Raw genomic sequence first — 25,914 nt, forward strand, 5'->3', positions numbered from 1 at the left:
GCCCGCCGGTGATCGCGACAGGCTCGATCACCGGCGCACCCCCGGCGTGCGGGCACTAGGACTCTGGTCGGCTGTCGGCCGCCCGGCGTAGCCTTGAGGCACTGGGCACGCGTGATAGCTGGGTACAAATGGCGCCGAAGAAGCGATTGGGTTCTCGTCTGGCCGCAGCCTTGGGAAGGCTGGTCGGATTCATTGCCGTGAGCGCCATCTGTGGGGTCCTGGCCGCCAGCCTCGTGGCCCCCAGCGTGGCAGCCGCCGGGGTGACGGTCAGCAGTTCGATTACGTTCTTCAACAGCCTGCCCGGTGACCTCACGGTCGATCCGCCGTCGCAGTCCACCAAAATGATGACCGCGGACGGTCAGCCCATCGCCACGTTCTACGCCGAGAACCGGGTGCGCGTCACCCTCGACCAGATGTCGCCGTTTATCAAGGACGCGATCGTCGCGATCGAGGACAGCCGCTTCTACGAACATGGCGGCGTTGACCCCCAGGGCATCCTCCGCGCGCTGACGTTCAATGTCACCCAGGGCGGCCGTCAGGGCGCATCCACGCTGACGCAGCAGTACGTCACCAACATCATCAACGAGTCGTATCTTTCGGCAGATCAGGGCGAGCAGGTCGTCCTCAGCGGCCAGAAGAGCGTTGGCGACAAGGTGCGGGAGATGAAGCTCGCCATTGAACTGGAGAAGAAATACACCAAGGACCAAATCCTCGAAGGCTACCTGAACATCGTGTTCTTCAATCGGGATGCCTACGGCATCGAGGCCGCCGCGCGGCACTTCTTCAGCGCCTCCGCCAAGGACCTGACCTTGCCGCAGGCGGCGCTGCTTGCCGGGTTGGTGAACAGCCCCAGTTTCTACGACCCCGCCGTGCATCCGGAGAACTCGCTGCAACGCCGCAACCAGGTCCTGGGCAATATGCTGGAGCAGAAGAAAATCACCCAGGCCGAGCACGATGCCGCCGCGGCCACCGGCGTGGAGCTGAAGGTCACCCCGGGCCGGCAGGGCTGCGCCGCCGCCGTGATCGCACCGTACTTCTGCGACTACGTGTCCCACCTGATCCTCAACAACCCCGCCTACGGAGCGGACATCAACGACCGCGAGAGGCTGCTGTACCGCGGTGGCCTGACCATCGTCACCACGCTGGACAGCAGGCTGCAGGCCGCCGCCCAGGCCCAGGTGGACGCCACCGCAGGCGCGAATCCGGACAAATGGGGTGCTGCCCTGGTGACCATCCAGCCCGGATCCGGCAGGATCCTGGCCATGGCGCAGAACACGGTCTTCCTTCCGGCGGAAGGGAAATTCGATACCCAGCTAAACTTCAACGTCGATTCCAAGGACGCCAACGGCAATGACCTCAACGGGGCCGGCGGGTTCCAGCCCGGATCCACCATGAAGCCGTTCACCTTCGCCGAATGGCTAAATGAGGGTAAACCCCTCAACGCCATGATTGACGCCTCCCGGCGGACCTATCCGCTCAACTTTCCATGGCGGTCCAGCTGCGGGAAGGTGCTGGGCGCCTACAACACGGCCGAGCGGGCCGAGGGCGCTGCCGACGATCTCCAGAACAACGACCCCGGGTATTACCGGCCCATGCCCATCAACTACGGCCTTTACAACTCCATCAATACGGCAACCTTTGCGACCGCCGCGCAGCTGGACTTCTGCGGCATCCAGAAGATGGTGGACGCAGTGGGGATCCACAGCGGGCTGGACGGCGCCCAGGTGAACATGCATCAGCTCGGCAACCTGCTGGGCGCCATCGGTGTGGCTCCCCTGCACCTGGCGAACGCCTTCGCCACGTTCGCCAATGACGGCCGGTACTGCAGCCCGATCGCCGTCGCGGATGTCAGCGACCCGACGGGGCGGCATTTGCCGGCCGAAGCCACGCAGTGCCGCGCCGCCGTCAAGCCCGAGGTGGCCCGCGGCGTCAACGCTGTACTGCAGGACGTTCTGAAGTTGGGATCCGGCGTCTACATCAACCCCAAGGTCCAGAGCCGGGTGCCGGTGGCGGCCAAGACGGGAACGTCCAACAACAACGGCGCCACCTGGGTGTCGGGCTACACTTCCGGCCTGGCCACGGTGTCCTTCTTCGGGGACACGCTGGAGGGCCAACAGCGGGCCGGCCAGAACGTCACCATCAACGGCACCTTCTACAAGAACATCGACGGTTACATGCTCGCCGGGCCGCAGTGGGCCAACTACATGCTGCAGGTGGCCGGGCTGTACCCGGCCAATCCCTTCCCGCCGCCGCCGCCGTCCATGAGCAACCCGACGCCGACGCCCTCCCGCTAAGCCGGAACGTTCCCGCCAAGCCGGCGTCCAGCCAGAGCTAGGGCAGCCCCATCGCCGTCCGGACCTCGTCAAGGATGTGGTGCATGGCCGCTTCGGCGGTACCGGCATCGCCCGCGGCAACCGCCGCCGCCACGGCCTCGTGCGCCTCCAGTGCTTCAGGACGCGGATTGAAAGGCATCAATCCCTGTTTGGTCCGGCTGGACAGGACTTCGGCCACCATGCCGTCCAAAGCCTTGAACATTTCGTTCCCGCTGCTGTGCAGGAGCAGGCTGTGAAAAGCAATGTCCGCTTTGAGGAACTCTTCCAGCTCGCCGGCTTCGCCAAGCCGCCTCAGTTCGGCAGCCAGCGCCGTGAGTTGGCGGCGCTCCGACGCGCCCGCACGGCGGGCAGCACCCGCCGCAGCGATGGGCTCGACGGCGATCCGGAGTTCCGTGAGGCTGCTGTACTGCTCGGCCCGGCGGCTGGATGCGAGCCGCCACCGCACCAGCTTGGGATCGAACACGTTCCAGAGTTCGGGGTCCTGCACCACGATGCCCACCCGCCGGCGGGAGTAGACCAGGTTCATCGATTCCAGGACACGCATGGTGTCCCGGGCGAGGGTGCGGGAAATGTTGTAGTGCTGCTGCAGATCATCGAGCGTCAGCCGCCGGCCCGGGGCCAGCTCACCGGAAACGATGGCCTCTCCAAGTGCGTCCAATACCCGCAGATGCAAGGCCGGAGCTACCGGTTCATCACCGGTTGACCCCGCGTGGTTCTCTGTCGCCGTCGACATGCCTGAAGCCTCCCTCTGCGCCTTCGCGCTTGGCTTCCAGTTTAGGCCAGATGAAGGTAAAGGTATGACCTGTGTTACAAAAGATGCTACTAATAGCTTCAAATGGTGCTATCTTATTTTTCTATCCAGTGCGGGTTGCTGGCCTGAGCTTCATTCCGAAGCCAACGACGTCTTCTACGGAGGTAGAACAATGAAGTTTCCTGCCATGCACTTGGTAGTCATGGGTGTCGCCGGAGCCGGCAAGTCCACCATCGCCGGGGCCCTGTCCCTGGATCTGGGATGGGACATGGCCGAGGCGGACCAGTTCCACCCGGAGTCCAACATCGCCAAGATGAATGCCGGCACGCCGCTCCAGGACGAGGACCGCTGGCCCTGGCTGCAGTCCATCCGCGACTGGATGACCGCCCAGGCCGCGGAAGGCAAAAGCACCGTCCTGACGTGCTCCGCCCTCAAGCACAGCTACCGCCAGCTCCTCTCGGAGGCAGAAGGCACGGTGGTCTTCATCCACCTCGACGGTGATCCCGCCCTGCTCGGCGAGCGCATGCGCGGACGCGAGGGCCACTTCATGCCGGTCACGCTCCTGCCCAGCCAGCTGGCCACCCTGGAGCCGTTGACGCCGGAGGAGCTCGCCGCCGGAAGCCTGCGGCTGGACATCACCCGCACGCCTGAGGACCTGGTTCAGGCCATCAAGTCCGCCCTTCACCTGCCGGCGGGCAACGCTCCCTGCGCTTCCTGATCTCCCACTCCCCCCCAAGCTCCACCCCCCAACACATCTGCTTCAAAGGAGAACCATGACCATCGAAGGATGGACTCAAACCCTCGGCGCAGGCCCCCTGCTGCTGATTGCCGGCGGCGCCATCTTGGTGCTGCTGTTCCTCATCATCAAGCTGCGCATGCACGCGCTGCTCGCCCTGATCCTCATCAGCCTGGCCACCGCCTTCGCCACCGGCATCCCGGCGGACAAGGTGGTGCCGGTGCTGGTCAACGGATTCGGCAGCACCCTCGGCACCGTAGCCCTGCTGGTCGGCCTCGGCGCCATGCTCGGCCGCATCGTTGAAACCAGCGGCGGCGCCAAGGCGCTGGCTGACTACCTCATCAACCTTTTCGGCGAGAAGCGCGCACCGTTCGCCCTGGGCCTCGCCTCGCTGATCTTCGGCTTCCCCATCTTCTTCGACGCCGGCCTGGTGGTCATGCTGCCCGTAGTCTTCGCAGTGGCCCACCGTCTCGGCGGCGGCGTGCTGCGCTACGGCCTGCCCGCTGCAGGCGCCTTCTCCGTGATGCACATCTTCCTGCCCCCGCACCCGGGCCCGGTCTCTGCAGCAACCTTCTTCGACGCCAATATCGGGCTGGTCCTGATCGCCGGCCTCATCACCGCCATCCCCACCTGGTACGTCACCGCCTACCTCTTCGGACTGTGGACCGGCAAGAAGCTGGTGCTCCCTGTTCCGGAACTGCTGGGCCACGCTGATCCCGCCGCCGAGGAGAACCCGCCGCGCTTCCGCACCGTCGTGGGCGTCCTGCTCCTTCCGCTGGTCCTCATCTTCCTCAACACCGGCCTCAGCACCATGGCTTCCGCCGGCGTCCTTCCGGCCTCGGCCAAGTCCGAGGCATGGTTCCAGATCCTGCGCACCCTCGGTGAAACGCCGGTGGCCCTGCTGATCGCCGTGCTCGTGGCCATGTTCGTCCTGGGCAGGCTCCGCGGCTCCCACGGCGCCACGCTGGAGAAGCTGCTCGAATCCTCCCTCGGCCCGGTTTGCTCCGTCATCCTGATCACCGGCGCCGGCGGCATGTTCGGCGGCGTGTTGCGCACCTCCGGCATCGGCACCGCCCTGGCCGGCGTACTGGGCGACGTCGGCATTTCCCTGCTGCTTGCCGGCTTCCTGATCTCGGCCATCCTGCGCATCGCCCAGGGTTCCGCCACGGTGGCCCTGACCACCACTGCCGGGCTGATCGCTCCCGCCGTGGCCCTCGCGGGCATGAACGGCATGCAGGTGGCCGCCCTGGTCATCGCCGTGGCCGCCGGCTCCGTGGTGGTCTCCCACGTCAACGACTCCGGCTTCTGGCTGGTGGGCCGCTTCTTCGGCATGGACGTCAAGACCACGCTGAAGACCTGGACCGTAATGGAGACACTCATCGGCGTCATGGGCTTCGCGATCGCTGCCGCCATCTTTGGAGTGGCCGGCCTGGCCGGTTAGCCGGCCGGTCCATCCACCCGGATCCACCCGGGCAAAGCAACAGAGAACGACGGCGGGACATCCCGCCGTCGTTCTCGCTTTTAACGCCGGCTCCTCCCCTGCCCCGTTCAGCCGACCAGCCGGCCGTCCGGGTGTGGTGAGCAGCCCGTCATCTTGCCGAAACGTGGACCACCGGCCTCACTAGATCACTGCCACCAAGAGGCATCGTTAACATGCCCGAAACAAGGCGGTCACATGATCTTCACGCAGTCTTCGTTCCTGTAACTTACCGGCAACTTAGCGCCCCATTGCCGGAAACACGGAGCGTGAAATATTGACCGGGGGCGTGGCCCGGAATCACTCGAGGTCCCGTACAGAAGACTTGATGAGAAGGGACACGCAGGTGGAAATCACTGCGGAAAACGTCTGGGTGCTGATGTCAACGGCGCTCGTGCTGTTCATGACGCCCGGCCTCGGCCTCTTTTACGGCGGCATGACCCGCGCCAAGGCGGCCCTCAACATGATCATGATGAGCTTCATCTCCGTCGGCATCGTCGGCGTCATCTGGGTGTTGTGGGGTTACTCCATGACCGGCGGCGAAGGCGTGCTGGGTATCTTCGGTAATCCGTTCGCCAGCTTCGGACTCAGCAACCTCATCGGGTCTCCGGACCTCATCAAGGCAGCCTACTCGGGAACTTTCGCCATGGTCACGGTGGCCCTCATCAGCGGTGCCATCGCGGATCGCGCCAAGTTCAGCTCCTGGGCGCTCTTCGTGCCCATCTGGGTGACCTTGGTGTACTGCCCCCTCGCCTACATGGTCTGGGGCGGCGGCCTGCTGGGCGCTGACGGAGCCATCACCGCCGTGTTCGGGCACGTCATCGACTTCGCCGGCGGCACCGTGGTGGAGATCAGCTCCGGCGTGGCTGCACTGGTCCTGGCCGTCATTGTGGGCAAGCGCCAGGGCTTCGGCAAGGACCCCAACCACCGGCCGCACAACATCCCCTTCATCATGCTGGGCGCCGCCATCCTCTGGTTCGGCTGGTTCGGCTTCAACGGCGGCGCCGCCACCACTGCGGAGCAGGCAGGCCTGATCTGGATTAACACACTCGTGGCCCCGGCCGCGGCGATGCTCAGCTGGCTGGTCACCGAGAAGATCCGCCACGGCCACCCCACCTCCCTCGGAGCAGCCTCGGGCGTGGTTGCCGGCCTGGTGGCCATCACGCCCTCCTGCGCCAACATCAGCCCGGTGGCGGCCATCTGCCTGGGCCTCCTGGCGGGCGCCCTCTGCGCGATCTTCGTGGACCTGAAGTACCGCTTCGGCCTTGACGACTCCCTCGACGTTGTGGGCGTCCACCTCGGCGGCGGCCTCATCGGCACACTGGCGCTTGGCTTCATTGCACTGCCGGTGGACGGCCAGGGCGGAGGCCTCTTCTATGGCGGAGGCTTCCAGCAGCTCGTGGCGCAGACCGTTGCCGTGCTGATCACCGTCCTGCTCTCCGGCCTGGTGACCGCCGCCCTGGGCCTGGCCATTCACAAAACCCTCGGTTTCCGGGTCAGCGAGGAAGCCGAAACCGCGGGCGTGGACCTCTCCGAACACGCCGAGACGGCCTACGCATTCGGTGAGCTGTCGCGCAGCCGGTTCAACCCGTTCCACCACCACGCAACCGCGCCGGAAGGCTCGTACGAGGAAGCCGCGGCACGGCAGGGAGCGGATGCAGGGCGGGAGAAGGAAGACAGCTTCGCCTAGGGCTTCGCAGCGGGCGTGGGGCCCGGGATTGAGGGGCCGGCGGCGGTTTGGGAAGGCCCCCCGGACATGCCGGGAGTCGTGCCGTCGGCCCTACTTACATTCTAGGAAGCGGGGCTCCGCCGGACCATAGGCCGTAATGCCCTAACCGCCGCGCCTGGACAATTAGGTCACACGTTTGGGTCTTTTTGATCGGACCGAACAGGCCTACCGTGGTCACAGGGAGCCGCCCGACCGGGCAGCCGAGACACGGAGGATCCTTTCTCATGACAACGCACGTCGCAGACTGCAGCGTTTCCAACTGTTCCTTCAACGACCATTCGAATTGCAACGCCGCCGCCATCACGGTGGGCGGGACCCAGGATCATGCATCCTGCGCCACCTTCATCGACACCGGCATGCACGGCGGCCTGCCCAAGGTCCTGGCCGACGTCGGAGCCTGCCAGCGCTCGGAATGCATCCACAACGACCATCTGATGTGCAAGGCGACCGAAGTCCATGTGGGACCCGGCGCCGACAATGCGGACTGCCTCACCTACTCGCACGCCTAGCGGGCACCACTAACTGATAGCAGAGGACGACGGCGGGACTTCCCGCCGTCGTCCTCTTGCGTTCCGGACCGCCCGGCAGGTCGGGGCCGTCAGTCGTTGCGGGGCCTTTCCGGCTCCTGGGTTTCCGGTTCAGTCGCCTCGGTGTCGGGTGTCTCCAGCCAGTTCACCACGCTACTGCCGCCGTGTGCCCGGTTGAGTGTCTCCTGCAGGGCGTCGGCCTCCTGGGCCGCCAGGTCCAGTTCGGACACCGCGGTCATGACTCCGCGGGCACTTTCGTTGTGCGGGCGGGAGTAGTGCGTCCCCGCCGCCGCTGCACGGTGCCATTGGGCCAGTTCCCTGATTGTCTGGGCGATGGAACCCTGCGTTTCCTGGAGGCTGCGGAGGATCTCGTGGCTGTCCGAGGGTGCGTCCAGGTTCCTGGCAGCGCGGGCCAGGTAGCGGGCCGCTTCCTGCATCTGTTGCGCCGCTCGCCGTGGTCCGTTCGTGTCTGACACCGTAATGCTCCTTCGCGTGGGCCGTCATCCGATGGACCCTATTGTCCTCCTTGACAGCCCTGCGGCTTCGGGGCTAGATGATCAGTAGTGGGCGTCCACCAATTCACAACAGGAACCACAGCAAAAGGAGCGGACATGAGCGAGAACCCACAGGCGTCGGAGCGTGTCCACAGTGAAGCTCCGGCCGAGGGCGACGAGAACGCTGATCCGAGGGATATCAGGATGCATTCGCAGGATCCGGCCGAAGGTGCCGACATCACAGGCGCCGACATCACAGGCGCCGACATCACAGGCGCCGATATCACAGGCGCCCCGGACGTGGCGGCTGCCGGCGGCTGAACGGTTGTGGACATCGTCGAATTCCTGTCCGAGCGCATCAGGGAGGACGAGGCCGCGGCCCGCAAGATCCTGAGCGACCGCACGGTCTCCGAATCAGGCAAGTGGTACGAACACCGCCTGTTGCTGGAGTGCGAGGCGAAGAAGAGGGTCATCCGCATTGTCGAATCGGCCCGGCAGACGGCGCTGGCCACCATGGTCAGCGACCCGTTCGAGGAGGAGTCCCGCTGGATTCCGGAGGCCATCGAATGGACCACGCGTTCACTGAAGGCGCTGGCATTGCCTTACGCGGACCATCCGGATTTCGAGGAGGACTGGCTGTAGGCCGCTGCCTGGTCATAACGATTTATTACACGCGGTGAAATATCCTCCGCCGGAGTGGCGTTGGCCCGGACATGACAACAATTGGAATCATCGGTGCAGGACACATTGGAAGCCAGATTGCCCGCAAGGCGGTGCAGCTCGGCTATGACGTGGTCATCAGCAACTCGCGGGGACCGGAAACACTGACGGGCCTCGTGGCGGAACTGGGACCCCGGGCCCGGGCGGCAACTCCGGCGGAAGCGGCCGCGGCCGGCGACTTCGCCGTCGTGACCGTGCCGCTCGGGAGCATCGGGGACCTTCCGGTGCCGCCGTTGGAGGGCAAGATCGTGATTGACACGAACAACTACTACTGGGAGCGGGACGGCCGGTTCCCGGAGCTCGACAGCGGCCAGGCCACGACGTCCGGCTTGCTGCAGAAGCACCTTCCCACGTCCAAGGTGGCCAAGGGCTTCAACCACATCATGGCAAAGGAGATCGCCACCGACGGGGCGCCTGCAGGCACAGCAAACCGCCGCGCGCTTGCCACGGCCAGCGACTATCCCGAAGCGGCTGAACTGGTGACCAGGTTCTACGACGAGTTCGGCTTCGACACGGTCAACATCGGCCCGCTGTCCGAAAGTTGGCGGGTGGAACGCGACCGCCCGGCGTACGTCGTGCGCCAGAACGCGGCCGAGCTCACCGAGAACCTCGCCCGGGCTCCCCGCACCATCTGACCCTGAGATCTAACGACCAGGCCCGGGTTCTCACGTGCTGCCGTCCCGGATCCGCCGCCACCAGGAGCGCTTTGTTTCAGGCTCCGGTGGCGGCGTGGCTGCGGCTGCTGCCGCCCGGCGTTCATGCCATCGTTCCACTTCGGCGTCTACGTCTCGGGTCTTGGTAACCACGGGCGGACCGCCCTGTAGCTGGCGTCGGGCATCGATCACCCGCCTGTTAAAGTCCTGCAGGATGTCGCGGACCTGCTTCTCCGAGTATTGGGCGTCCAGCCTGCCATCCAGCTCGGCGTCCTCTGTGCGCAGGAGGATGGCTTTCGGCCCCATGCCCGTGATGTTCTCGCGCTGGATCAGTCCCTTGACCCACCAGTCCGGATCGTAGCCCTCGCCCAGCCCGGGGATGGGTTTGCCGGCGTACTTCAGGTTGTCGAACTTCCCCTGTGCCATGGCGTCCCTGATCAGGTATTCGGCCCGTCTGCCGTCATCCACCTTGCGGCGCTTTTCCCGTTCCTTTTCCTCGGCAGCGGTGAGCTCAGCTTCCTCGTGGGCCGTCATGCCGGTGGCGCGGACGGCGCGCAGTTCGGCGGCACGTTCCACCCGGCGCCTGAACGCGCCACCCGCTTCTTCACTGGGCATGTTCCCACCGTCCCCGGGCCGATCCTGGATAGCCTGCCTTCCAGTATTCAGAGGCCCCGGGCAAGTTTCAATAACGCAGGACTGCGGCCATTTCCCGCTAACGGGAGAGCTTGGCGGCGTCCGGTTTGAGGTCGCCGATGTGTCCGGGCGCGTTGGCGGCGAGCACCCGTTCCACGAAGGCCCCGTATTCCTCCATGTAGTGGCGCAGGAAGTCCGCGGTGCCCTCGTCGGTGACCGTTCCGTCGTCGGCGAAGACGGCGGGGTTGAACTTAACGTAGGCCTCGGGGGCGTTGAGCTGCGGTGCGTCGAGGAAGCTGAGGACGGCGCGCATGGAGGACTGCATCACGGCTGTGCCGATGCTGCCCGGCGAGGCGCCGATGATGCCGGTGGGCTTGCGGGCGAAGGAGTTGGTGCCCCACGGACGGGATCCCCAGTCGATGGCATTCTTGAGCGCCCCGGGGATGGAGCGGTTGTATTCCGGCGACACGAACAGGATGCCGTCCGAACCCTCGATGGCTTCCTTCAACGCCCGGCCTGCCGGCGGAAAATCGGCGTCGTAGTCATAGCTGTACAGCGGGAGGTCCTTGATGGGGATCTCGGTGAACTCAAGGTCCCCGGGAGCCAGCTTGATCAGGGCGTTGGCGAGGGTGCGGTTGATGGAGCCGCGGGCCAGGCTTCCGACGAAGTAACCGATCTTGAACGTTGCCATGAAGCAGATCCCTTCCTTGGGCCGGTCTGGGCCGGCGGGCCGACTGGTGGGCGCTGCCCGTCTCAGGCGAAGCCCACCAGACAGTCCAGCACAGAACGCGGGTGTCGGCCAGAGGTTAGGGGGCGGGGTCGCCGGTGGAACAAACGCAAGAGGACGACGGCGGTATGAACCGCCGTCGTCCTCCTAGGTGTATTTTGTTGTGCTTGGAAGCTGCGCCCCGCCGGCCTCAGGCCGCCCCGGAAGTCAGCGCCGACGCGAAGTCGGTGATGTCCGCCGCGGCGGCGCTGTTGTCGAAGTCCACGTGGCGGGCTTCCTTCCAGTGGCAGGAGTTGGCCTGCGCCCCCGCCCAGAACGTCTCCCAGTTGGAAAGCTTCCACTCGTCCCTCGGGTACCCGCGCGCAATCAGGCGCTGGCGGAGCGCCTCACCTGCCAGCCGGACGTGCACCACCACCAGCTCCGCCTCCGGCCATTCGTGCTGGACACGAACCTTGGACAGGTAATCGTCGTCAGGAAAGAACTTGCCGAACGGAGCGTCCAGCACCACGGAGTTGCCGGCCATCAGGTTATCCCGGGTGAGGTCCAGGATGGACGCGTACTCCAGGGGCATGATTTTGGTCTGGTAGAACTCGTTGTTGTCCCGCTCGTTGGGGTCCGAGTTGTTGAGTTTGAGCAGCAGCTCGGTGAACCGGATGGTGGCGGTGTCCTTGTCGATGTATGCCGCCCCGAACCGCCGGGCGATGAGCCGGCTGACGCTGGACTTTCCGGAGCCGGCCGGGCCGATCACAAAGAACACTTTGGGGATGGTGGTAGTCAACTGCCTGTTCTTCCTTGAACTTGAACCTGAACCGTAAACCTGAAGCAGCGGCTACGCCGCGGTGGCCGGGCGGCGGTCCTTGACGAAGATGCCGTAGGAGAGCGCACCGACGATCAGCAGCACGCCGCCGATCAGGAATACCAGCGTATAGTTGCCGCCGGTCTCGTTGAGGATGAAGCCGGTGACAATCGGTGCCACGGCGGCGCCGAGGAACCCGCCGAAGTTCTGGATGGCGCCCAGGGATGCCACCTGGTTGGATTCCGCAATGTCCGAGGCAAGCGTCCACAGCACGCCGATGGGGACCTGCGCCGCGAAGTAACCGACGGACAGCAGCACGATGGCCAGCGCAGTGTTCTCGACGTAGGCCACGGGAAGCACCGCGGCAGCGGCGACGAGCGCTCCGCCCACGATCGGGATCTTCCGGGCGGTAACGGTGGGGACTCCGCGCTTGATCAGCTTGCCGGAGAGAATGCCGCCAGCCAGCACACCGATGACGCCGCACAGGAACGGCAGCCCTGCGAGCCAGCCGATCTGGCTCAGGCTGAAGCCGCGCGCGGTCTGGAGGTAGCTGGGCAGCCAGGTGAGGTACACCCACACGGTGTAGAAGATGCCGAACGCGCCGAGGACCATGAACCAGGTGTTCTTCTGCTTGAGGAGTTCGCCCCAGCCGGCCTGCTTTTCCTTCGGCTTCTGCTGTTCCTCAAACTCCGCGCCCTTGATGATGAACTGCTCCTTCATCGTGGGATCGCGGTAGATCCGGAGCCAGACCAGGGCAATGACGATGCCCAGGGCGCCGATGACGACGAACATCCCGCGCCAGCTCATGGTGAGCATCAGGAACGTCAGCAGCGGCGGAGCAATCGCGTTGGCGATCTGTGATCCGGTGTTAACGATTGATACAGGGAGGGCACGCTCGGTCTTGTTGAACCACTTGTCGGCCACCTTGAGCCCGGACGTGAAGAACGGGGATTCTGCGATGCCCAGCGCAACACGTGCGGCGTAGAGGAAACCGAAGGAGTTGGCCAGGGCGGACAGCATGGACACGATGGACCACAGGCCCGCTGCCCAGGCGAACATGCGCTTGGGCCCGAACCGGTCCACCAGGTAGCCGGCGGGAAGGTTCGCGATGGCGTAGGGCCAGGAGAATGCCGAAAGCAACAGGCCCATCTGCAGGGTGTTGAGGCCGAACTCCTTGGCGATGGTGGTGTTCGCGATGCTGAGGTTGTTGCGGTCCAGGTAGTTGATGATGCCGCCGATGACCAGCAGCGCGATCAGGTACCACCTGATCCGGACGCTCTTCAACGGCTTCTCCTCGGATGTATGGATTTCTGCTGAAGCTTGGCTCATGCAGCTCACTCCTTTGTGTTCTGGCGACAGTGGCTGTCGGTCTGGGGTGTCCGGCCTTAGCGCCGGGCGTCGTCGATTGCAGCGAGGAACGTCCGCGCCGCCTGGGTCACGAGCCCGTAATCGCCGTCATTTTGGGCTGCTTTGGTGACAAAGCTGCCGACGCCGACGGCGGTTACGCCCGCGGCGAACCAGGCGCTGACGTTCGCCGGGGTCACCCCGCCGGACGGCATGATGGGTGCCTGCGGAAGGGGCGCCATGATGGTTTTTACGTAGGCTGGACCGCCGAGTTCGGCGGGGAACAGCTTGACGATGTCCGCCCCGGCTTCGAGCGTGTTGAGCACCTCGGTGGGGGTGAACGCGCCGCTGGCGGTGACCGCCTGGTACCGGTTGGCGGTGGCGATCATGTTGGGGTTCAGCTGCGGGCTGACGAGCAGCCGCGCCCCGGCAGACACCGAGGCGTAGGCTGCTTCGGCGTCGAGCACGGTGCCGGCGCCCACCACAATTCCGTGGTCGCCGTACTTGTCGGCGAGGCGCTCGATCACGCCGAGCGCACCGGGAACGGTCAACGGGACTTCGACGGCGCGGATGCCGCCTTCGATGGCGGCCTCGGCAACGCGGTAGGCCTCGTCGGCCGAATCCAGCCGGGCGATAAGCAGGGCTCCGGTTCGGACGATGGTCTCTAGGGTCTCAAATTTGTTTAACATCAATTAAGAGATTACCCCAAATATTCACAAATCGGAACAGTCTGTGAAAAGTTGTTAAGATGGTGGTGACGACGTCCCGAAGGAGCCCCGCGTGAGTCCCACAGCACGACCGCTGATCCCCGAGCAGCGCCACCAGGAGATTCTCCGGCTGCTCCGGCGCGAAGGCGTCCTGAGCATCCGGAGCCTCACGGACTACATGAACGTCTCCCACATGACCGTCCGCCGGGACATCACCGCCCTGGAGGACCTCGGCCAGGTGGTTTCCGTCCAGGGCGGTGTGAGGCTCGCTGACTGGACCGGCCAGGAACCGCCGCGGGAACGCGAATTCAGGGCGCAGCTGGAACTCCCCCGCAAACAGGCCATCGCCGAGCTCGCGGCGGAGTTCGTCGAGGACGACATGGTGGTGTTCCTGGATGCCGGCACCACCTGTCAGTCGGTGGTGCCGTACCTCGGCGGACGTAAGAACATCACAGTGGTGACCAACGACTTTTACGTGGTCACCAGCCTGTTCGCGTACCCCAACGTCGAGACGATCCACACCGGCGGGGTGGTGGATCCGTCCAGCGCCTCCAGCAGCGGGCGCATCGCCGCGGACGCCATCAAGTCCATCAACATCGACCTGTTCTTCCTCAGCACCGGCACCTGGAACATGTCGCGCGGCGTCACCACGCCCTCCATGGACAAGGTGGAGGTCAAGCTTGCCGCGCTGGAGGCATCGTCGTCGTGTTTTCTGCTGGCGGACAGCACCAAGTTCGGCACGGTGTCCAAGTTCAATGTGGCCCCGCTCGAAAAGCTGGACGCCGTGGTCACCGACGACCAGCTGCCCCAGGAAATGCAGGAAAACATCCGGGACCTGGGCGTCACCGTGCACGTGGCTTCGCTAAGCAAGGCGGCGACGGCCTAAATGCCGGCAGTGCTCCACAGCCAAACAGGAGCGGGCGACGGCGGGAAGTTCCCGCAACCGAGGCGCCGGTGACAGGATCCGCCATTTCCACCTTCCAGCTGCGGGCGAACTGGTCCACGCCGTGGGTCATGGCCACGGTGCCCGAGATGAGGACCGTGCCGGGCTCGTTGAGGCCCCGCTCAGCGAGCACGTCCAGCCAGTAGTCAGGGCTGAGCAATGCGGCCAACGAGCTGTCCTGGATGAGCGTGTCCGGAGTGTCGCCCGCCCCCACCCATCCTTTCAGCGTGATCTGGTCCAGGTGGTCCCGCACGTCATCCAGCAGCCAGGCCTTGCGGCCCAGAACGTCAGGGCTCGCATTCTTGCTCCAGGCCACACCGTGAACCTCAAGCTCGCGGTCGGTGTGGTCGCAGGCCACGGTAAGGAGCACTCCGTCCTCGGTGATGACCAACGCCCACTCGGCCTCCCCGGACGTCCGGCCGTGCTGCACGCGGACTTCGGAAACCTGCTGCGCGAGGTACGGCGAGACCGGGTACAGCGCCGGCGTGGTGGCGGGGCCGGGAACTCCCAGCTCGGCCAGTTCGGCAATGTGTGCCTGCACTTCTTCCTGCTCCCGCCCTGCATAGCCGGCGTTCAGGAGGTGCTTGACCTGCACTTTCCGGGTGCTGCCGTCGGGAAGTTCGAAGCTCAGAGTCGTCATGTTCTGTCCATCCTTTGCGTGTCCTGCTGGAGAAATTTACAAACCGGAAACCGGAAACAGTCGCCAATGTACATCCAGTATGCGTAATGTATACATTTAACGCCAGCGTGACAGGCGTCACCCGTAAACATCTCGTGGAGGACAACACCATGGCCAACGTCCCAGTTCCGGCTTCCGGCGCAGCGCCGCGTCCGGACAAGCCGATTCATCCCAAGGGCCTGTACAAGGCCTTCGCCGCCAGCCTCACCGGCACCGCCCTCGAGTGGTACGACTTCGCCGTCTACTCGGCCGCGGCCGCCGTCGTATTTCCCATCGTCTTCTTCCCGTCAACCGATCCCCTGACCGGCACCATCCTGGCCTTCTCCACCTATGCGGTGGGCTACGTGTCCCGCCCGGTCGGCGGCATCATCTTCGGCCGGCTGGGCGACCGGATCGGCCGCAAGAAGGTCCTGGTGGCAACCCTGATGATCATTGGTGTGGCCACCGTCCTGATCGGTGTGCTGCCGGGCTACGACAGCATCGGCATCACCGCCCCGATCATCCTGGTGCTGTTGCGCTTCGCCCAGGGCGTGGGTGTGGGCGGCGAATGGGGCGGCGCCGTGCTGCTCTCCAGCGAATACGGCGATCCGCACCGCCGGGGCTTCTGGGCGTCCGCTGCCCAGGTGGGCCCGCCCGCGGGCAACCTGCTGGCAAATGGCGCCCTGGCTGTTCTCACACTGATGCTGACTGAAGAGCAGTTCATCAGCTTCGGCTGGCGCATCGCCTTCCTGGTTTCGGCCCTGCTGGTCGGTTTCGGGCTCTGGATCAGGCTCCGGCTGGAAGACACCCCCATCTTCAAGGCGATCGCGGCGCACGGGGAACAGCCCAGCGCCCCCGTCTACGAAGTCTTCCGCAGAGAGCTCCGCCCGCTGATCGCCGCCACCCTGTGCCGCGTGGGCCCGGATGTGCTCTACGCCCTGTTCACCGTTTTCACCCTTACCTACGGCATCCAGTCCCTCGGCTACGAACGCAACCAGGTCCTCACCGCCGTCCTGATCGGCTCCGCGTTCCAACTCTTCATGATCCCGCTGGCCGGCGCAGTGTCCGACCGCTTCAACCGCCGGCTGGTCTACGGCACCGCGGCAGTGGTGGGCGCTGTGTGGACGTTCATCTTCTTTGGCATCCTGGGCGGGGACAACGAACCGATGCTGATCGTGGGCATCGTCATCGGCCTCATGGCGCACTCGTTCATGTACGGCCCGCAGGCAGCCTTCATCGTGGAGCAGTTCTCCCCGCGGCTGCGCTCCACGGGCAGCTCACTCGCCTACACCTTCGCCGGTGTGATCGGCGGCGCCATCGCACCCCTGATGTTCACGCTGCTGCTGGCCCAGTTCGGAACCTGGATCCCGGTGGCCATCTACGTGGCCGTGGCCGCTGCCGTCACGGCGGTGGGACTGGCGCTCGGCCGGGATTCCAACACCGTGGAAGACGAGGACTACCGCCTGCTGCTCGAAGGATCCGCGGAAGCGCGCCAGCAGGCGGCCACCGGCCAAGCCAGCTGACGACTCAAACTAACAAAGCCAACTGACGAATCCAGCTAAGCCGACCGGAGTTTTTGTCCACATAATGCGTCCAAAACGCCCTTCAACTCGCGTTATGTGGACAAAAACTCCATTAGGTGCGGAGCAGGATGTCCCGGGTGACCGCCAGGTGATGGTCGATGGCCGCCTGCGCCTTCACCGCGTCGCCGGACACCAGGGCATCGAGGATGTCCTGGTGTTCGGCGCACACCTGCCCGCGCCGTCCGCCGGTGCGGAACAGGGCGGACACGCCCACCAGGATCTGCCGGACATGCAGTTTGCTGTACGTGCGGGAGATGAGCTCATTGCCTGCGGCGTCGATCAGCTGCTGGTGGAAGAGGGTGTCCAGCCGGATGAATTCCTGCGCAGCCTCCGGGTTCAGCTGCTCGGGGAGCCGGGCCTGCTGGTCCAAGGTGTCCTGCATCGTCTGCGCAGGAACGCTGCGGTGTTCGATCACCAGGCGGGCGGCATGGCTTTCCAGCACACCCCGGAGTTCCATCAGCTCCGACATCTCGCGGCCAGTCACCGGCGGAACGTAGGCTCCGCGCTGCGGAATCAGTTCCACCAGGCCGTCGGAGACGAGCAGCAGGAGCGCTTCCCGGACCGGAGTGCGCGAAACGCCGATCTCGGCGGCCAGCTCCTGCTCGTTCAGGAACTTCCCCTGCACCTGCGGGTCAATCAAGACATGTTCCCGCAGGTACGCGTACGCCTTCTCGCGGCCGGACGCCGCTGTCCCCGAACTTTTTCGCATACATCATGTATACAACAGACTGGAGTAATTTCATGCGTTTAGCAGTGGCCCAAATCATCACCGGAGCCGATCTGGCCGCCAACCTGGAGCTGATTCGAGAATACGCGATGCGGGCCAAAGCCGCCGGAGCTGAACTGGTGGTGTTCCCGGAAGCGGCGATGCGCGCTTTCGGCAACAACCTGGCGGACATCGCCGAGCCGCTGGACGGGCCATGGGCCACCGCCGTCCGCAGCATTGCCCGCGAGCTGGACATCACCGTGGTGGCGGGCATGTTCACCCCGGGCGAGGGCGGCCGCGTGCGGAACACCCTGCTGGTCACCGGCCCGGGCATCGAGACCTCCTACGACAAAATCCATCTCTTTGATGCGTTTGGTTTCGCCGAATCCGATTCCGTGGACGCCGGCACGTCACCGGTGACCTTCAACCTCAACGGCACGGTGATCGGCCTCGCGACCTGTTACGACGTGCGCTTCCCCGCGTTGTTCACGGCAAACGCCCGGGCCGGCGCCCAGGTCAACATCGTCTGCGCATCCTGGGGGGCCGGCGAAGGAAAAGCGGAGCAGTGGGACCTGCTGGTCCGCGCCCGCGCCGTGGACAGCACCACCTTCGTGGTGGCCTGCGGGCAGGGTGACCCCGCCAGCATCGGCCTGCCGTCCGCCGGTGCCGCCCCCACCGGGATCGGCCACAGTGCCGTGGTGTCCCCACTCGGCTCCCCGCTGGTTGCCTTGGGCGCCAGGCCTGAACTGGCCGTGGTCGACATCGACCCTGCAATCATCACGGACGTCCGCGGCAAACTGCCGGTGCTCGCGAACGCACGGACTTTCTAGTCCCGGATCTTCCAGCGCCTGAGGCACCTACTTGAGCGGACGACGGCGGGACCTCCCGCCGTCGTCCGCTCTTCCTAAGCCGGGATTGGACCGGGGTCCGGCCACCGTCTAGCGTGAGTCCTATGTCGGCCACCGATTCTTCCGCGAAGTCCAACAGCAACACTTTGCTGGTCCTCGCAAAAATCTCGTCCATCCTGGACGCGTTCTCATTGTCCCGGCCGGTACTCTCCCTGTCCGACATCCGTGAGTTCACGGGAATGCCCAACTCCACGGTCCAGCGCCTTGTCACCAACCTGACGTCCCAGGGCTTCCTGGACCGGGAGGAAGACGCGTACCGCATCGGGATGCGCATGGCATTCTGGGCAGCCCCGGCCACGCGGGGTATGGAGGTCCTGGACGTGATCAGCCCCGTTCTCAAGACTCTTCGGGACACCACAGGCGAGACCGCGTGCTTCTTCAAGGCAGAGCAGCATTACCGCGTGTGCGTGGCCATTGCAGAAACACGCCATGCGCTTCGCCGAGAAATGCACCTGGGCAAGCTCCTCCCGCTCCACGCCGGTTCCGCGGGCCGCGTCCTCCTGGCCTGGGATGAGGACCTGATGGACGCCGTTCTTCGCGATCCTTTGGAATCGATCACCGAGTCCACGATTACCAGTTCCGAGGATCTGGAAGCTGCAGTGAAGACGACCCGGAGGGACGGGTTCGCCATCACGGTTGGTGAGCGGGAAGACGGTGCCTCCGGTCTTTCCGCACCGGTTTTCGACTCGGCGGCCGGTTTGGTCGGGGCGCTGACCATCAGCGGGCCCACCCTGCGGATGCCGCTGGAGACCTGCGAGGCATGGGTGGAACCGCTTCTTGCAACAGCCGAGCATATGACCAGACTGATCGGCGGCCGGCTTCCTGGCGAGGTGTGACACCGCCAGGAAACCGCCCTCTTCACGGATCGTCCGGCACGGAACCGGGAACGGCCCCTGCAGGGATTAGCGGGACATTGCCAGCGGGTTGACTGCGTGCGGCGGCACACGCCCCTCGGCGATGGCCACTGCGTTCAGCGCGCTTAGCCGGGCCATTTCGCTCCGGACGGGCACCGTGGCGCTGCCCACGTGCGGCAGCAGGACCGTATTGGGCAGTTCGGCCAGGCCGGGCGCCAGCCTGGGTTCGTCCTCGAAGACGTCCAGCCCGGCACCGGCGATAACGCCATCCCGCAGCGCCTCCACGAGTGCTGCCTCGTGCACGACCGGCCCGCGGGCCGTGTTGATCAGGATGGCGTCAGGCTTCATGCGGCGCAGCACGTCCGCGTCCACCAGGTGACGGGTCTGGCCGTTCAGCGGCACGTGCACGGACAGGAAATCGCTCCGTTCCACGAGTTCCGCCCACGGCACCTGCCGGACCTTGCCCGCGAACTCGCCGAGTTCTTCACCGCTGACAGGACGGTCGCCCGGCGGCCGCGGCGAGAAGACCACCTCCATGCCGAAGCCCAGGGCACGCCGCGCCGTGGCGCGGGCGATCCTGCCGAACCCGGCGAGGCCCAGCACGGCACCGGACACGTCCCGGCCCAGGAGGAGCTCGGGTTCCCAGCCCTGGAATTTGCCGGCGCGCACGAACCGGTCCGCTTCCACCACGCGCCGGGCGGTGCCGAGGATCAGCAGCATGGCGATATCCGCCGTGGCGTCCGTCAGCACTCCGGGGGTGTTGCCCACGATGATGCCGTGGCGGGTGGCGGCGTCCACGTCGATGTTGTTGTACCCGACGGCGAAGTTGGATACCCCTTTCAATCTCGCGTCGGCCAGCAGCGGCGCATCGATCACGTCGCGCAACTGCGTGAGGACGACGTCGAAATCGCCTGAGGCGCACAGCGCCGCCAGGGTCCCGTAGTCGGGAGGTTCGGGCAGAACGGTGACCCGGCCGGCCCCGCCCAACAGTTGAAGCCCGGGATCAGGGATCGCCGTGGTCACCAGGAAACTGTTGGCCATCCTCAGTTGCCTCCGATGCCGGAGGGCGCGGCGGCATTGTCCGCCCGGATGACCCATTCGAAGGCAGGCGCTTTGGAACGGGCACCCTGGGCAGCTTTGGAGCGGTTGGGTTCTCCCAATTCCGCGAGCAGCTTCTCGGAGAGGCCCACCATTCCGGCGAATCTTTCCGTGGTCAGCCAGCCGGGACGGGTTGCGAACAGGATGTCCTCGCTGGACGTGTTTCCGCTGGCCCCCGGGGCAAACGGGCAGCCGCCCAGTCCGCCCAGGGCGCCGTCCACCATGGCGGCGCCGGCCTGAATGGCGGCGAGGGTGTTGGCCACGCCGAGTCCCCAGGTGTCGTGGCCGTGATAGACGATGCGCCGCGCCGGAGACTCGTCGCGAACGCGTCGGATCAGCCCGGAGACCTGCGCGGGGATGGCTTGGCCAAGGGTGTCGCAGAGCACGATGTCCGTGGTTCCCGCGGCGCGCGGGTCGTTGGCGATGGACAGTACCCGTTCCTCCGGCACCGTTCCCTCGAAGGGGCACGTGAACGACGTCGCAATGCACAGCTGGATCTGTCCGCCGACGGCGCGGGTGTACTCCACCGCCTGCGGCAGTGCAGCCAGGCTTTCGTCCGTGGTGCGGCCGATGTTCGCTTTGTTGTGCGAGTCCGAGGCCGAGAGGCAGTACTGGAAGTTCCGTGCCCCGGCGGCCGCGGCCTTGGCCACATGCCCGGGGGTGGCCACCCAGATCCAGCACTTTTCCAGTTCCTCGGGAGTGAGGGCCTGGACCACTTCGAGCGTGTTGGCCATGGTGGGGACGAGGTCCGCGCGGGCCATGGAGCCCAGCTCGATAGACGGAACGCCCAGGCGCAGCAGCTCCCGGACCGTTTCGACCTTCCGCCCGGTGGAGAGGAGTTTCCCGGTGAGCTGGAGCCCGTCCCGCAGGGTGACATCCCGCAGGATGGCGCTGCCCATTTCAGCGGCAGGAGAAAAGTCGCTGGGGTTTGAAGGTTGTGTCATGCCTGAAGTGCCTCCTTGCGGCCCGATGCCGCGCTGATTTCTGCGTCGTCCATCCCCAGGAGCCCGCCGAGGATTTCGTTGGTGTTTTCGCCCAGGTCAGGGCCGAGGTTCCGGATGGGCAGCGACTGGTCACCGATCACCGGAACAATGCCGGGGAAGCCCACGCCCGGCAGGATCTCCGCCCCGGTGGAGACATCGAACTTCTGGATCATGTTCCGTGCCGCGTACTGACTGTCGTTGCTGATGTCCGCCGCGGTGTAGATGGGACCGGCCGGAACCCCGGCGGCATCGAGGGCCGCCAGGGCGTCGGCGGCCCCCAACTGCCCCGTCCACGCACCGATGGCCTGGTCAAGTTCTTCACGCCGGGCCCAGCGGCCGGCATTGCTTTGCAGCGCCGGGTCGGCGGCCAGGTCCGGGCGCCCGACGGTCTCCATGTACCGCTGGTAGATCGAGTCTCCGTTGCCGGCCACCACGATGCTGGCGCCATCCTTGCAGATGTACGCATTGGAGGGTGCGATCCCTTCCATCCGACCGCCCACACGCTGCCGGTCCACGCCATACGCCTGGTAGTCCGGAATGAGGGATTCCATCATGGAGAACATCGCCTCGTTCAGCGCGACGTCGATGATCCGCTCGGTGAGCGGCACGGCACCGGCGGCGTCCCGGCGTCGTGCCTCCCTTTGGTACAGGCTCATCATCGAGCCGAAGGCGGCGTAGAGGCCGGCGATGGAGTCCCCGATCGACACTCCGACGCGGACTGGCGGGCGGTCGGGGTCGCCCACAAGGTTACGGAAGCCTCCGTACGCTTCGGCGACGGCGGCGAAGCCGGGCCGCTCGGACAGCGGCCCCGTCTGTCCGAAGGCCGAGATGCGGGTGATGATGAGGTCCGGGTTGGCTTGGTTAAGCACGTCCGGGCCGAGGCCCCACCGTTCGAGCGTGCCCGGCCGGAAGTTTTCCAACAGGATGTCCGATTTGGCGACGAGTGCGAGCACCGCCTTTTTGCCGGCCTCGGTGCGCAGGTCCAGCACCACCGACTTCTTGTTGCGGTTGATGGTCCGGTACAGCATGGACGTATCGCCCTTGTGCAGGCGCCAGTTGCGCAACTCATCGCCGGTCCCCGGCCGCTCCACCTTGATGACCTCCGCACCGAAATCGGCAAGCATCCGCCCTGCCGTGGGCGCGGCGATGTAGTTTCCAAGTTCGAGGACGCGGACGCCCTCGAGCGGCGCAATGCGTGTCTGTGTCATCGGGTTTCCTTTTTTCGTAGCGTACTTCGTGCGGGGCGGCGTTCGGTTAGAACAGGAGGCTCATCGGCAGGATAAGCAGGATCGCGACGACGGACGCCACCGAAACCCCGACGGTCACCGATTTCAGCGCGCCCCTCACGCTCTGGCCCAGCAGGGACTGCAGGAGCCAGAAGGTGTTGCTGGTGACGTGGACCATGAACAGCGAACCGGCGCCGGCTGCCAGGGCGAGGAGGACGGGGTCCAGGCCGATGGCCGGGGCGATCGGTGCCAGCAGCCCTGCGGCGGTGATGGCGGACAGGGTGACCGAGCCGACGGCGATGTGCAGCACAGCGGCAATGGCCCAGACAACGAGGAGCGGGGCTACGGTGCTCGCCGAGAAAAGGCCGCCGAGGATGTCGCCGAGGCCTGCGGCCGCGACGGTGGCGGCCAGGGATCCGCCGACGCCGGTCAGAATCAGGATCTGTCCGCTTTCCTTGAAGCCCACCGTAATGGCCTCTTCCACCCGCTTCTGGCCGACGGCTGAACGGGCCACAAGGCTGGTGCCGATCAGCCCGATGAGGAGCGCAATGACCGGCTCACCCAGGAGCTTCATCCACTCGGCGTCAATTTTGAGAATCTCCAGGATGGCACCGGCGCCGATGAGCAGCAGTGAGACCAGGAGCGGGGCGAAGAGCAGGAGCAGGGAGAATTGCCTGGTTTCGCGTTCGGCTACTGCCACGGCTCCGTTTCCTGTCTTCAGGCCGGTCCCGTTGGCGGCCTCGCCGCCCGCCGGCTGAAGACCGGCGGCTGGGGCCGGCTTCGCGCCGCCGTCGTACGTTTCCTCCTCACCCTCCCGGTCTTCCTCCTCGACGAAGGTGTGGTCTTCGTCCTTGGCTTCATTCCAGAAGCCGCGGCGGAAGAGGAACGTCATGATGGCAATGGAAATGATGATGGTCGGAATGACCAGGAGCAGGCCGAACAGGAGCATCTTGCCGAGGGGCACGTTGAGCAGGCCGGCCAGGGCGAGCGATGCCACGCCGGGAACCGTGAAGACAATGCCGCATTCAAGGGCAATGGCCATGGCCGTCGCCATCCGCGCGGTGCCGAGTTTGCCGATTCTCGGCGCCAGCTTGCGGGCCAAGGGGGCTGAAATGACAAGCAGGACGTCCAGGAAGATGGACTGGAGCAGGGTCCCGATGGCTAGGCCCATGGTGTAGGGCAGGCGCTTCGGACCGAACGTGTTCAGCAGGTGTTCCACGAGGCGCCGGATGGCGCCGGTCTGGTTCAGGATGGAGCCCATCAGGACGCCGAAGGCAATGAGGAGGCCCACGTCCACCATGATCTCGCCAAATCCGGCGGTGATTGTCTTGACGGTTTTTTCCACGCCCAGACCGGCGGCCAGCCCGAGATACACCGAGCCGATCACGAGGGCGATTACAGGGTTGACCTTGAAGCGCACAATCAGCACCACCGCGGCGAGGACCGCCACGGCCGTGTTGATCAAGACAGCGATGTCTGACATAAGGGGGATCCGATCGTTGGGCCTTCGACCTTGAAGGCTTGGAACAGGTCGAGAGAGAGGGTGATGAGCGACACAGCGCTCCACCCATATTATGGGATTAAACCCACAATGCAAGACCCGAACGTAGAAGCCAGACATTCTTGCCGCCGATGAAGCATGAACAGGCAATGCTCTGGTCAGGCGCAGGGCACATCACTAACCTGACATGTAACCCCTCATCCAGGAAGAAGGACATCGTGGACGAACAGGACATACTGCACCGCATCCAAAGCCTCGTTGAGGAGGAACGCGAGCTTCGCGAAAAAGCGGAATCCGCCGCGCCCGGCCCCGAGCACACCCCCGACCGCACTCGGCTCAAGCGCATTGAAGAGGACCTGGATCAGTGCTGGGACCTACTGCGGCAACGGCGGGCCAAGCGGCAGTACGGGGAGAATCCGAACGAGGCAGAGCCGCGGCCGGTCAAGCAGGTGGAGGACTACCGCGGCTGACTCGTCAAGGCTGACCCATCAAATGGGGCCGGCATTCCGTGATGCACCGTGAGACCATCTGGCGCCGTTCCCCAGCCCGACATTTCGGGAGACCTTTGACAGGCTCTGTGACAGGTGCCATAGTCTTTATATGGACCTGTTGGACAGCTGGACAGCTGCACAAGATCGAGTGGTACGCGTTGGCGCGGCTGAAGCGGTTTTCGCATCCCTCCGCAGCGCCATCGAAGGCGGCAGGATCCCGGTGGGCACCCGCCTCGATTCGGAGGCATCGCTCGCCAAGCAGTACGGCGTGAGCCGCACGATGGTCAGGGAGGCACTGCGTTCCTGCACCGCCTTGGGGCTGACCGCCACCCACACGGGGAAAGGCACCTTCGTCATCGCTGACAAGGTGGCCCAGGACCTTAAGCTCGGCAAGTACTCGGCCAGCGCCCTCGTGGAGGCACGCCCCCATGTGGAAGTGCCTGCCGCTGGCCTGGCCGCCGAACGCCGCAGCAGCGAAGACCTGGAGGCTCTCCGGGAAATCCTGCGGGAAATGTCCGTGGAGGACGATCTCCAGCAGTGGGTGCTGTTGAACACCGAGTTCCACGTGACCATCGCCCGCTGCAGCGGCAACGGCGTGTTCGAATCCTTCCTGTCGGATATCTGCGACGCCATGGCCAACCAGTCGAACACGCTCAACCTGGTGGCTGACCGGCGCAAGGAATCGGGTGAGGAACACGCCCGCATTTTCGCTGCCATCGAGAGCGGATCGGCCGAGGAAGCATCCCAGGCCATGAGGATGCATTTGCACGGGGTCGAATGCGCCCTGGGCACCATCGTCCCCGGAAGCGACCACTCCAGGGCCGGCCATACGCGCTAAACCCTAAGCCCGACTTCCACGTTTCCCTGACCTGCCCTAACCGCCGTAAGCCCCGCGGGCTCCTTGCCGTGGAGCCGCCATGCCCGACGGCCTGGCAACGGAATCACCCAAGCCCTGGATTCTTATGCCCAAATTTTTGCCGTCCACATTCCTGCGTTCAAAATTGCCGTCCAAAATTCCCGTCCACGCCCCGTCAACGAAGCCCTGTGAGGACCCCATGACCACCATTGCCGATACCGCCCCGGACACCCGCTCCGAACACGACCTCCTCGGGGACCGGGACATCCCCGCCGCCGCGTACTGGGGCGTACACACCCTCAGGGCCGTGGAGAACTTCCCCATCACCGGCCAGCCGCTGTCCACGAACATGTACCTGGTCCGCGGCCTCGCCGCCGTGAAACTCGCCGCCGCCCGCACCAACCGCGAACTCGGCCTCCTGGACCCCGAACGGGCCGACGCGATCGAACAGGCCTGCACCGACATCATGAACGGACACCT

At 65.3% G+C, this 25,914-nt stretch carries 27 protein-coding genes and 1 pseudogene; 15 read left to right on the forward strand and 13 right to left on the reverse strand.

Features of this window, described 5'->3' with window-relative positions:
• The first annotated feature begins 128 nt into the window (after window positions 1-128).
• Window positions 129-2,294 carry a transglycosylase domain-containing protein gene (locus AC1DRE_RS20780; protein WP_476986394.1) on the forward strand — a complete coding sequence of 722 codons (2,166 nt, stop codon included), beginning with the start codon at window positions 129-131 and terminating at the stop codon, window positions 2,292-2,294.
• A 37-nt stretch (window positions 2,295-2,331) separates the two neighbouring features.
• Here AC1DRE_RS20780 and AC1DRE_RS20785 read toward each other — a convergent pair whose 3' ends face one another.
• Window positions 2,332-3,066: a FadR/GntR family transcriptional regulator gene (locus AC1DRE_RS20785; RefSeq protein ID WP_476986395.1), complete on the reverse strand. Its 735-nt coding sequence runs from the start codon at window positions 3,064-3,066 to the stop codon at window positions 2,332-2,334.
• A 190-nt stretch (window positions 3,067-3,256) separates the two neighbouring features.
• On the opposite strand from AC1DRE_RS20785, the gene AC1DRE_RS20790 reads away from it, so the two are divergent.
• The 4 genes from AC1DRE_RS20790 to AC1DRE_RS20805 all read left to right on the forward strand — a co-directional run bounded on the left by AC1DRE_RS20790 (window position 3,257) and on the right by AC1DRE_RS20805 (window position 7,535).
• Window positions 3,257-3,802, forward strand: coding sequence for a gluconokinase (locus AC1DRE_RS20790; RefSeq protein WP_476986396.1), 546 nt, complete (start codon window positions 3,257-3,259; stop codon window positions 3,800-3,802).
• Between the two features lie 55 nt (window positions 3,803-3,857).
• A complete protein-coding gene (locus AC1DRE_RS20795) occupies window positions 3,858-5,261 on the forward strand; it encodes a GntP family permease (RefSeq protein ID WP_476986397.1) in 1,404 nt (467 codons plus the stop codon).
• 382 nt (window positions 5,262-5,643) lie between these two features.
• Complete coding sequence (locus tag AC1DRE_RS20800) at window positions 5,644-6,987, forward strand: ammonium transporter (protein ID WP_476986422.1); 1,344 nt, start codon at window positions 5,644-5,646, stop codon at window positions 6,985-6,987.
• Between the two features lie 263 nt (window positions 6,988-7,250).
• Entirely contained in the window at window positions 7,251-7,535 is a 285-nt protein-coding gene (locus AC1DRE_RS20805; RefSeq protein WP_476986398.1) for a DUF1540 domain-containing protein, read from the forward strand.
• 89 nt (window positions 7,536-7,624) lie between these two features.
• Here the strand turns inward: AC1DRE_RS20805 and AC1DRE_RS20810 are convergent, their stop codons facing one another.
• Window positions 7,625-8,029, reverse strand: a complete 405-nt coding sequence (locus AC1DRE_RS20810; RefSeq protein WP_476986399.1) for a hypothetical protein — start codon at window positions 8,027-8,029, stop codon at window positions 7,625-7,627.
• A 135-nt stretch (window positions 8,030-8,164) separates the two neighbouring features.
• Between AC1DRE_RS20810 and AC1DRE_RS20815 the strand changes: the two genes are divergently transcribed.
• The 3 genes from AC1DRE_RS20815 to AC1DRE_RS20825 all read left to right on the forward strand — a co-directional run bounded on the left by AC1DRE_RS20815 (window position 8,165) and on the right by AC1DRE_RS20825 (window position 9,402).
• Complete coding sequence (locus tag AC1DRE_RS20815) at window positions 8,165-8,368, forward strand: pentapeptide repeat-containing protein (RefSeq protein WP_476986400.1); 204 nt, start codon at window positions 8,165-8,167, stop codon at window positions 8,366-8,368.
• Between the two features lie 6 nt (window positions 8,369-8,374).
• Window positions 8,375-8,689: a DUF6221 family protein gene (locus tag AC1DRE_RS20820; RefSeq protein ID WP_476986401.1), complete on the forward strand. Its 315-nt coding sequence runs from the start codon at window positions 8,375-8,377 to the stop codon at window positions 8,687-8,689.
• A 71-nt stretch (window positions 8,690-8,760) separates the two neighbouring features.
• On the forward strand, window positions 8,761-9,402 hold the full coding sequence (locus AC1DRE_RS20825; RefSeq protein ID WP_476986402.1) for an NADPH-dependent F420 reductase: 642 nt from the start codon (window positions 8,761-8,763) through the stop codon (window positions 9,400-9,402).
• Window positions 9,403-9,432: 30 nt separating this feature from the next.
• Here the strand turns inward: AC1DRE_RS20825 and AC1DRE_RS20830 are convergent, their stop codons facing one another.
• The 5 genes from AC1DRE_RS20830 to AC1DRE_RS20850 all read right to left on the reverse strand — a co-directional run bounded on the left by AC1DRE_RS20830 (window position 9,433) and on the right by AC1DRE_RS20850 (window position 13,609).
• The gene (locus AC1DRE_RS20830) at window positions 9,433-10,035 is read right to left on the reverse strand and encodes a DnaJ family domain-containing protein (protein WP_476986403.1); all 603 of its coding nucleotides are present in this window, start codon (window positions 10,033-10,035) and stop codon (window positions 9,433-9,435) included.
• Between the two features lie 97 nt (window positions 10,036-10,132).
• The gene (locus AC1DRE_RS20835; RefSeq protein WP_476986404.1) at window positions 10,133-10,744 is read right to left on the reverse strand and encodes an NADPH-dependent FMN reductase; all 612 of its coding nucleotides are present in this window, start codon (window positions 10,742-10,744) and stop codon (window positions 10,133-10,135) included.
• A 226-nt stretch (window positions 10,745-10,970) separates the two neighbouring features.
• Complete coding sequence (locus AC1DRE_RS20840) at window positions 10,971-11,558, reverse strand: P-loop nucleotide/nucleoside kinase family protein (RefSeq protein ID WP_476986405.1); 588 nt, start codon at window positions 11,556-11,558, stop codon at window positions 10,971-10,973.
• Window positions 11,559-11,609: 51 nt separating this feature from the next.
• A complete protein-coding gene (locus AC1DRE_RS20845) occupies window positions 11,610-12,905 on the reverse strand; it encodes an MFS transporter (RefSeq protein ID WP_476986406.1) in 1,296 nt (431 codons plus the stop codon).
• A 56-nt stretch (window positions 12,906-12,961) separates the two neighbouring features.
• Window positions 12,962-13,609, reverse strand: a complete 648-nt coding sequence (locus AC1DRE_RS20850) for a bifunctional 4-hydroxy-2-oxoglutarate aldolase/2-dehydro-3-deoxy-phosphogluconate aldolase (protein WP_476986407.1) — start codon at window positions 13,607-13,609, stop codon at window positions 12,962-12,964.
• A gap of 91 nt (window positions 13,610-13,700) precedes the next feature.
• On the opposite strand from AC1DRE_RS20850, the gene AC1DRE_RS20855 reads away from it, so the two are divergent.
• Window positions 13,701-14,513 carry a DeoR/GlpR family DNA-binding transcription regulator gene (locus tag AC1DRE_RS20855; RefSeq protein ID WP_476986408.1) on the forward strand — a complete coding sequence of 271 codons (813 nt, stop codon included), beginning with the start codon at window positions 13,701-13,703 and terminating at the stop codon, window positions 14,511-14,513.
• On the opposite strand, the gene AC1DRE_RS20860 is transcribed toward AC1DRE_RS20855, so the two are convergent.
• The gene (locus AC1DRE_RS20860; RefSeq protein WP_476986409.1) at window positions 14,470-15,210 is read right to left on the reverse strand and encodes a DUF2848 domain-containing protein; all 741 of its coding nucleotides are present in this window, start codon (window positions 15,208-15,210) and stop codon (window positions 14,470-14,472) included. The genes AC1DRE_RS20855 and AC1DRE_RS20860 overlap by 44 nt on opposite strands.
• A gap of 149 nt (window positions 15,211-15,359) precedes the next feature.
• Here AC1DRE_RS20860 and AC1DRE_RS20865 point away from each other — a divergent pair, with 149 nt between their 5' ends.
• Complete coding sequence (locus AC1DRE_RS20865; protein WP_476986423.1) at window positions 15,360-16,751, forward strand: MFS transporter; 1,392 nt, start codon at window positions 15,360-15,362, stop codon at window positions 16,749-16,751.
• A gap of 112 nt (window positions 16,752-16,863) precedes the next feature.
• On the opposite strand, the gene AC1DRE_RS20870 is transcribed toward AC1DRE_RS20865, so the two are convergent.
• Window positions 16,864-17,520, reverse strand: a complete 657-nt coding sequence (locus AC1DRE_RS20870; protein WP_476986410.1) for a GntR family transcriptional regulator — start codon at window positions 17,518-17,520, stop codon at window positions 16,864-16,866.
• A gap of 32 nt (window positions 17,521-17,552) precedes the next feature.
• Between AC1DRE_RS20870 and AC1DRE_RS20875 the strand changes: the two genes are divergently transcribed.
• Together AC1DRE_RS20875 and AC1DRE_RS20880 are read left to right on the forward strand one after the other, a co-directional pair.
• Window positions 17,553-18,347, forward strand: coding sequence for a carbon-nitrogen hydrolase family protein (locus AC1DRE_RS20875; protein ID WP_476986411.1), 795 nt, complete (start codon window positions 17,553-17,555; stop codon window positions 18,345-18,347).
• Window positions 18,348-18,469: 122 nt separating this feature from the next.
• Window positions 18,470-19,261, forward strand: a complete 792-nt coding sequence (locus AC1DRE_RS20880; protein ID WP_476986412.1) for an IclR family transcriptional regulator — start codon at window positions 18,470-18,472, stop codon at window positions 19,259-19,261.
• A 66-nt stretch (window positions 19,262-19,327) separates the two neighbouring features.
• On the opposite strand, the gene AC1DRE_RS20885 is transcribed toward AC1DRE_RS20880, so the two are convergent.
• From AC1DRE_RS20885 to AC1DRE_RS20900, 4 genes are read right to left on the reverse strand one after another with little or no spacing between them, the layout of a single operon-like run.
• Complete coding sequence (locus AC1DRE_RS20885) at window positions 19,328-20,320, reverse strand: 2-hydroxyacid dehydrogenase (protein WP_476986413.1); 993 nt, start codon at window positions 20,318-20,320, stop codon at window positions 19,328-19,330.
• 2 nt (window positions 20,321-20,322) lie between these two features.
• Entirely contained in the window at window positions 20,323-21,321 is a 999-nt protein-coding gene (locus AC1DRE_RS20890) for a beta/alpha barrel domain-containing protein (protein ID WP_476986414.1), read from the reverse strand.
• Window positions 21,318-22,568, reverse strand: coding sequence for a CaiB/BaiF CoA transferase family protein (locus tag AC1DRE_RS20895; RefSeq protein WP_476986415.1), 1,251 nt, complete (start codon window positions 22,566-22,568; stop codon window positions 21,318-21,320). Before AC1DRE_RS20895 ends, AC1DRE_RS20890 begins: the two co-directional genes overlap by 4 nt.
• Window positions 22,569-22,614: 46 nt before the next feature.
• Complete coding sequence (locus AC1DRE_RS20900; RefSeq protein ID WP_476986416.1) at window positions 22,615-24,069, reverse strand: GntP family permease; 1,455 nt, start codon at window positions 24,067-24,069, stop codon at window positions 22,615-22,617.
• A 236-nt stretch (window positions 24,070-24,305) separates the two neighbouring features.
• On the opposite strand from AC1DRE_RS20900, the gene AC1DRE_RS20905 reads away from it, so the two are divergent.
• The 3 genes and pseudogenes from AC1DRE_RS20905 to aspA form a co-directional block, all read left to right on the forward strand.
• Window positions 24,306-24,557, forward strand: coding sequence for a DUF2630 family protein (locus AC1DRE_RS20905; protein ID WP_476986417.1), 252 nt, complete (start codon window positions 24,306-24,308; stop codon window positions 24,555-24,557).
• A gap of 130 nt (window positions 24,558-24,687) precedes the next feature.
• The gene (locus AC1DRE_RS20910) at window positions 24,688-25,416 is read left to right on the forward strand and encodes a FadR/GntR family transcriptional regulator (RefSeq protein WP_476986418.1); all 729 of its coding nucleotides are present in this window, start codon (window positions 24,688-24,690) and stop codon (window positions 25,414-25,416) included.
• Window positions 25,417-25,633: 217 nt separating this feature from the next.
• Window positions 25,634-25,914 (forward strand): annotated as a pseudogene (aspA, locus tag AC1DRE_RS20915) (aspartate ammonia-lyase); the annotation flags it as partial.

Source organism: Arthrobacter sp. P4_H3 (assembly GCF_056400885.1).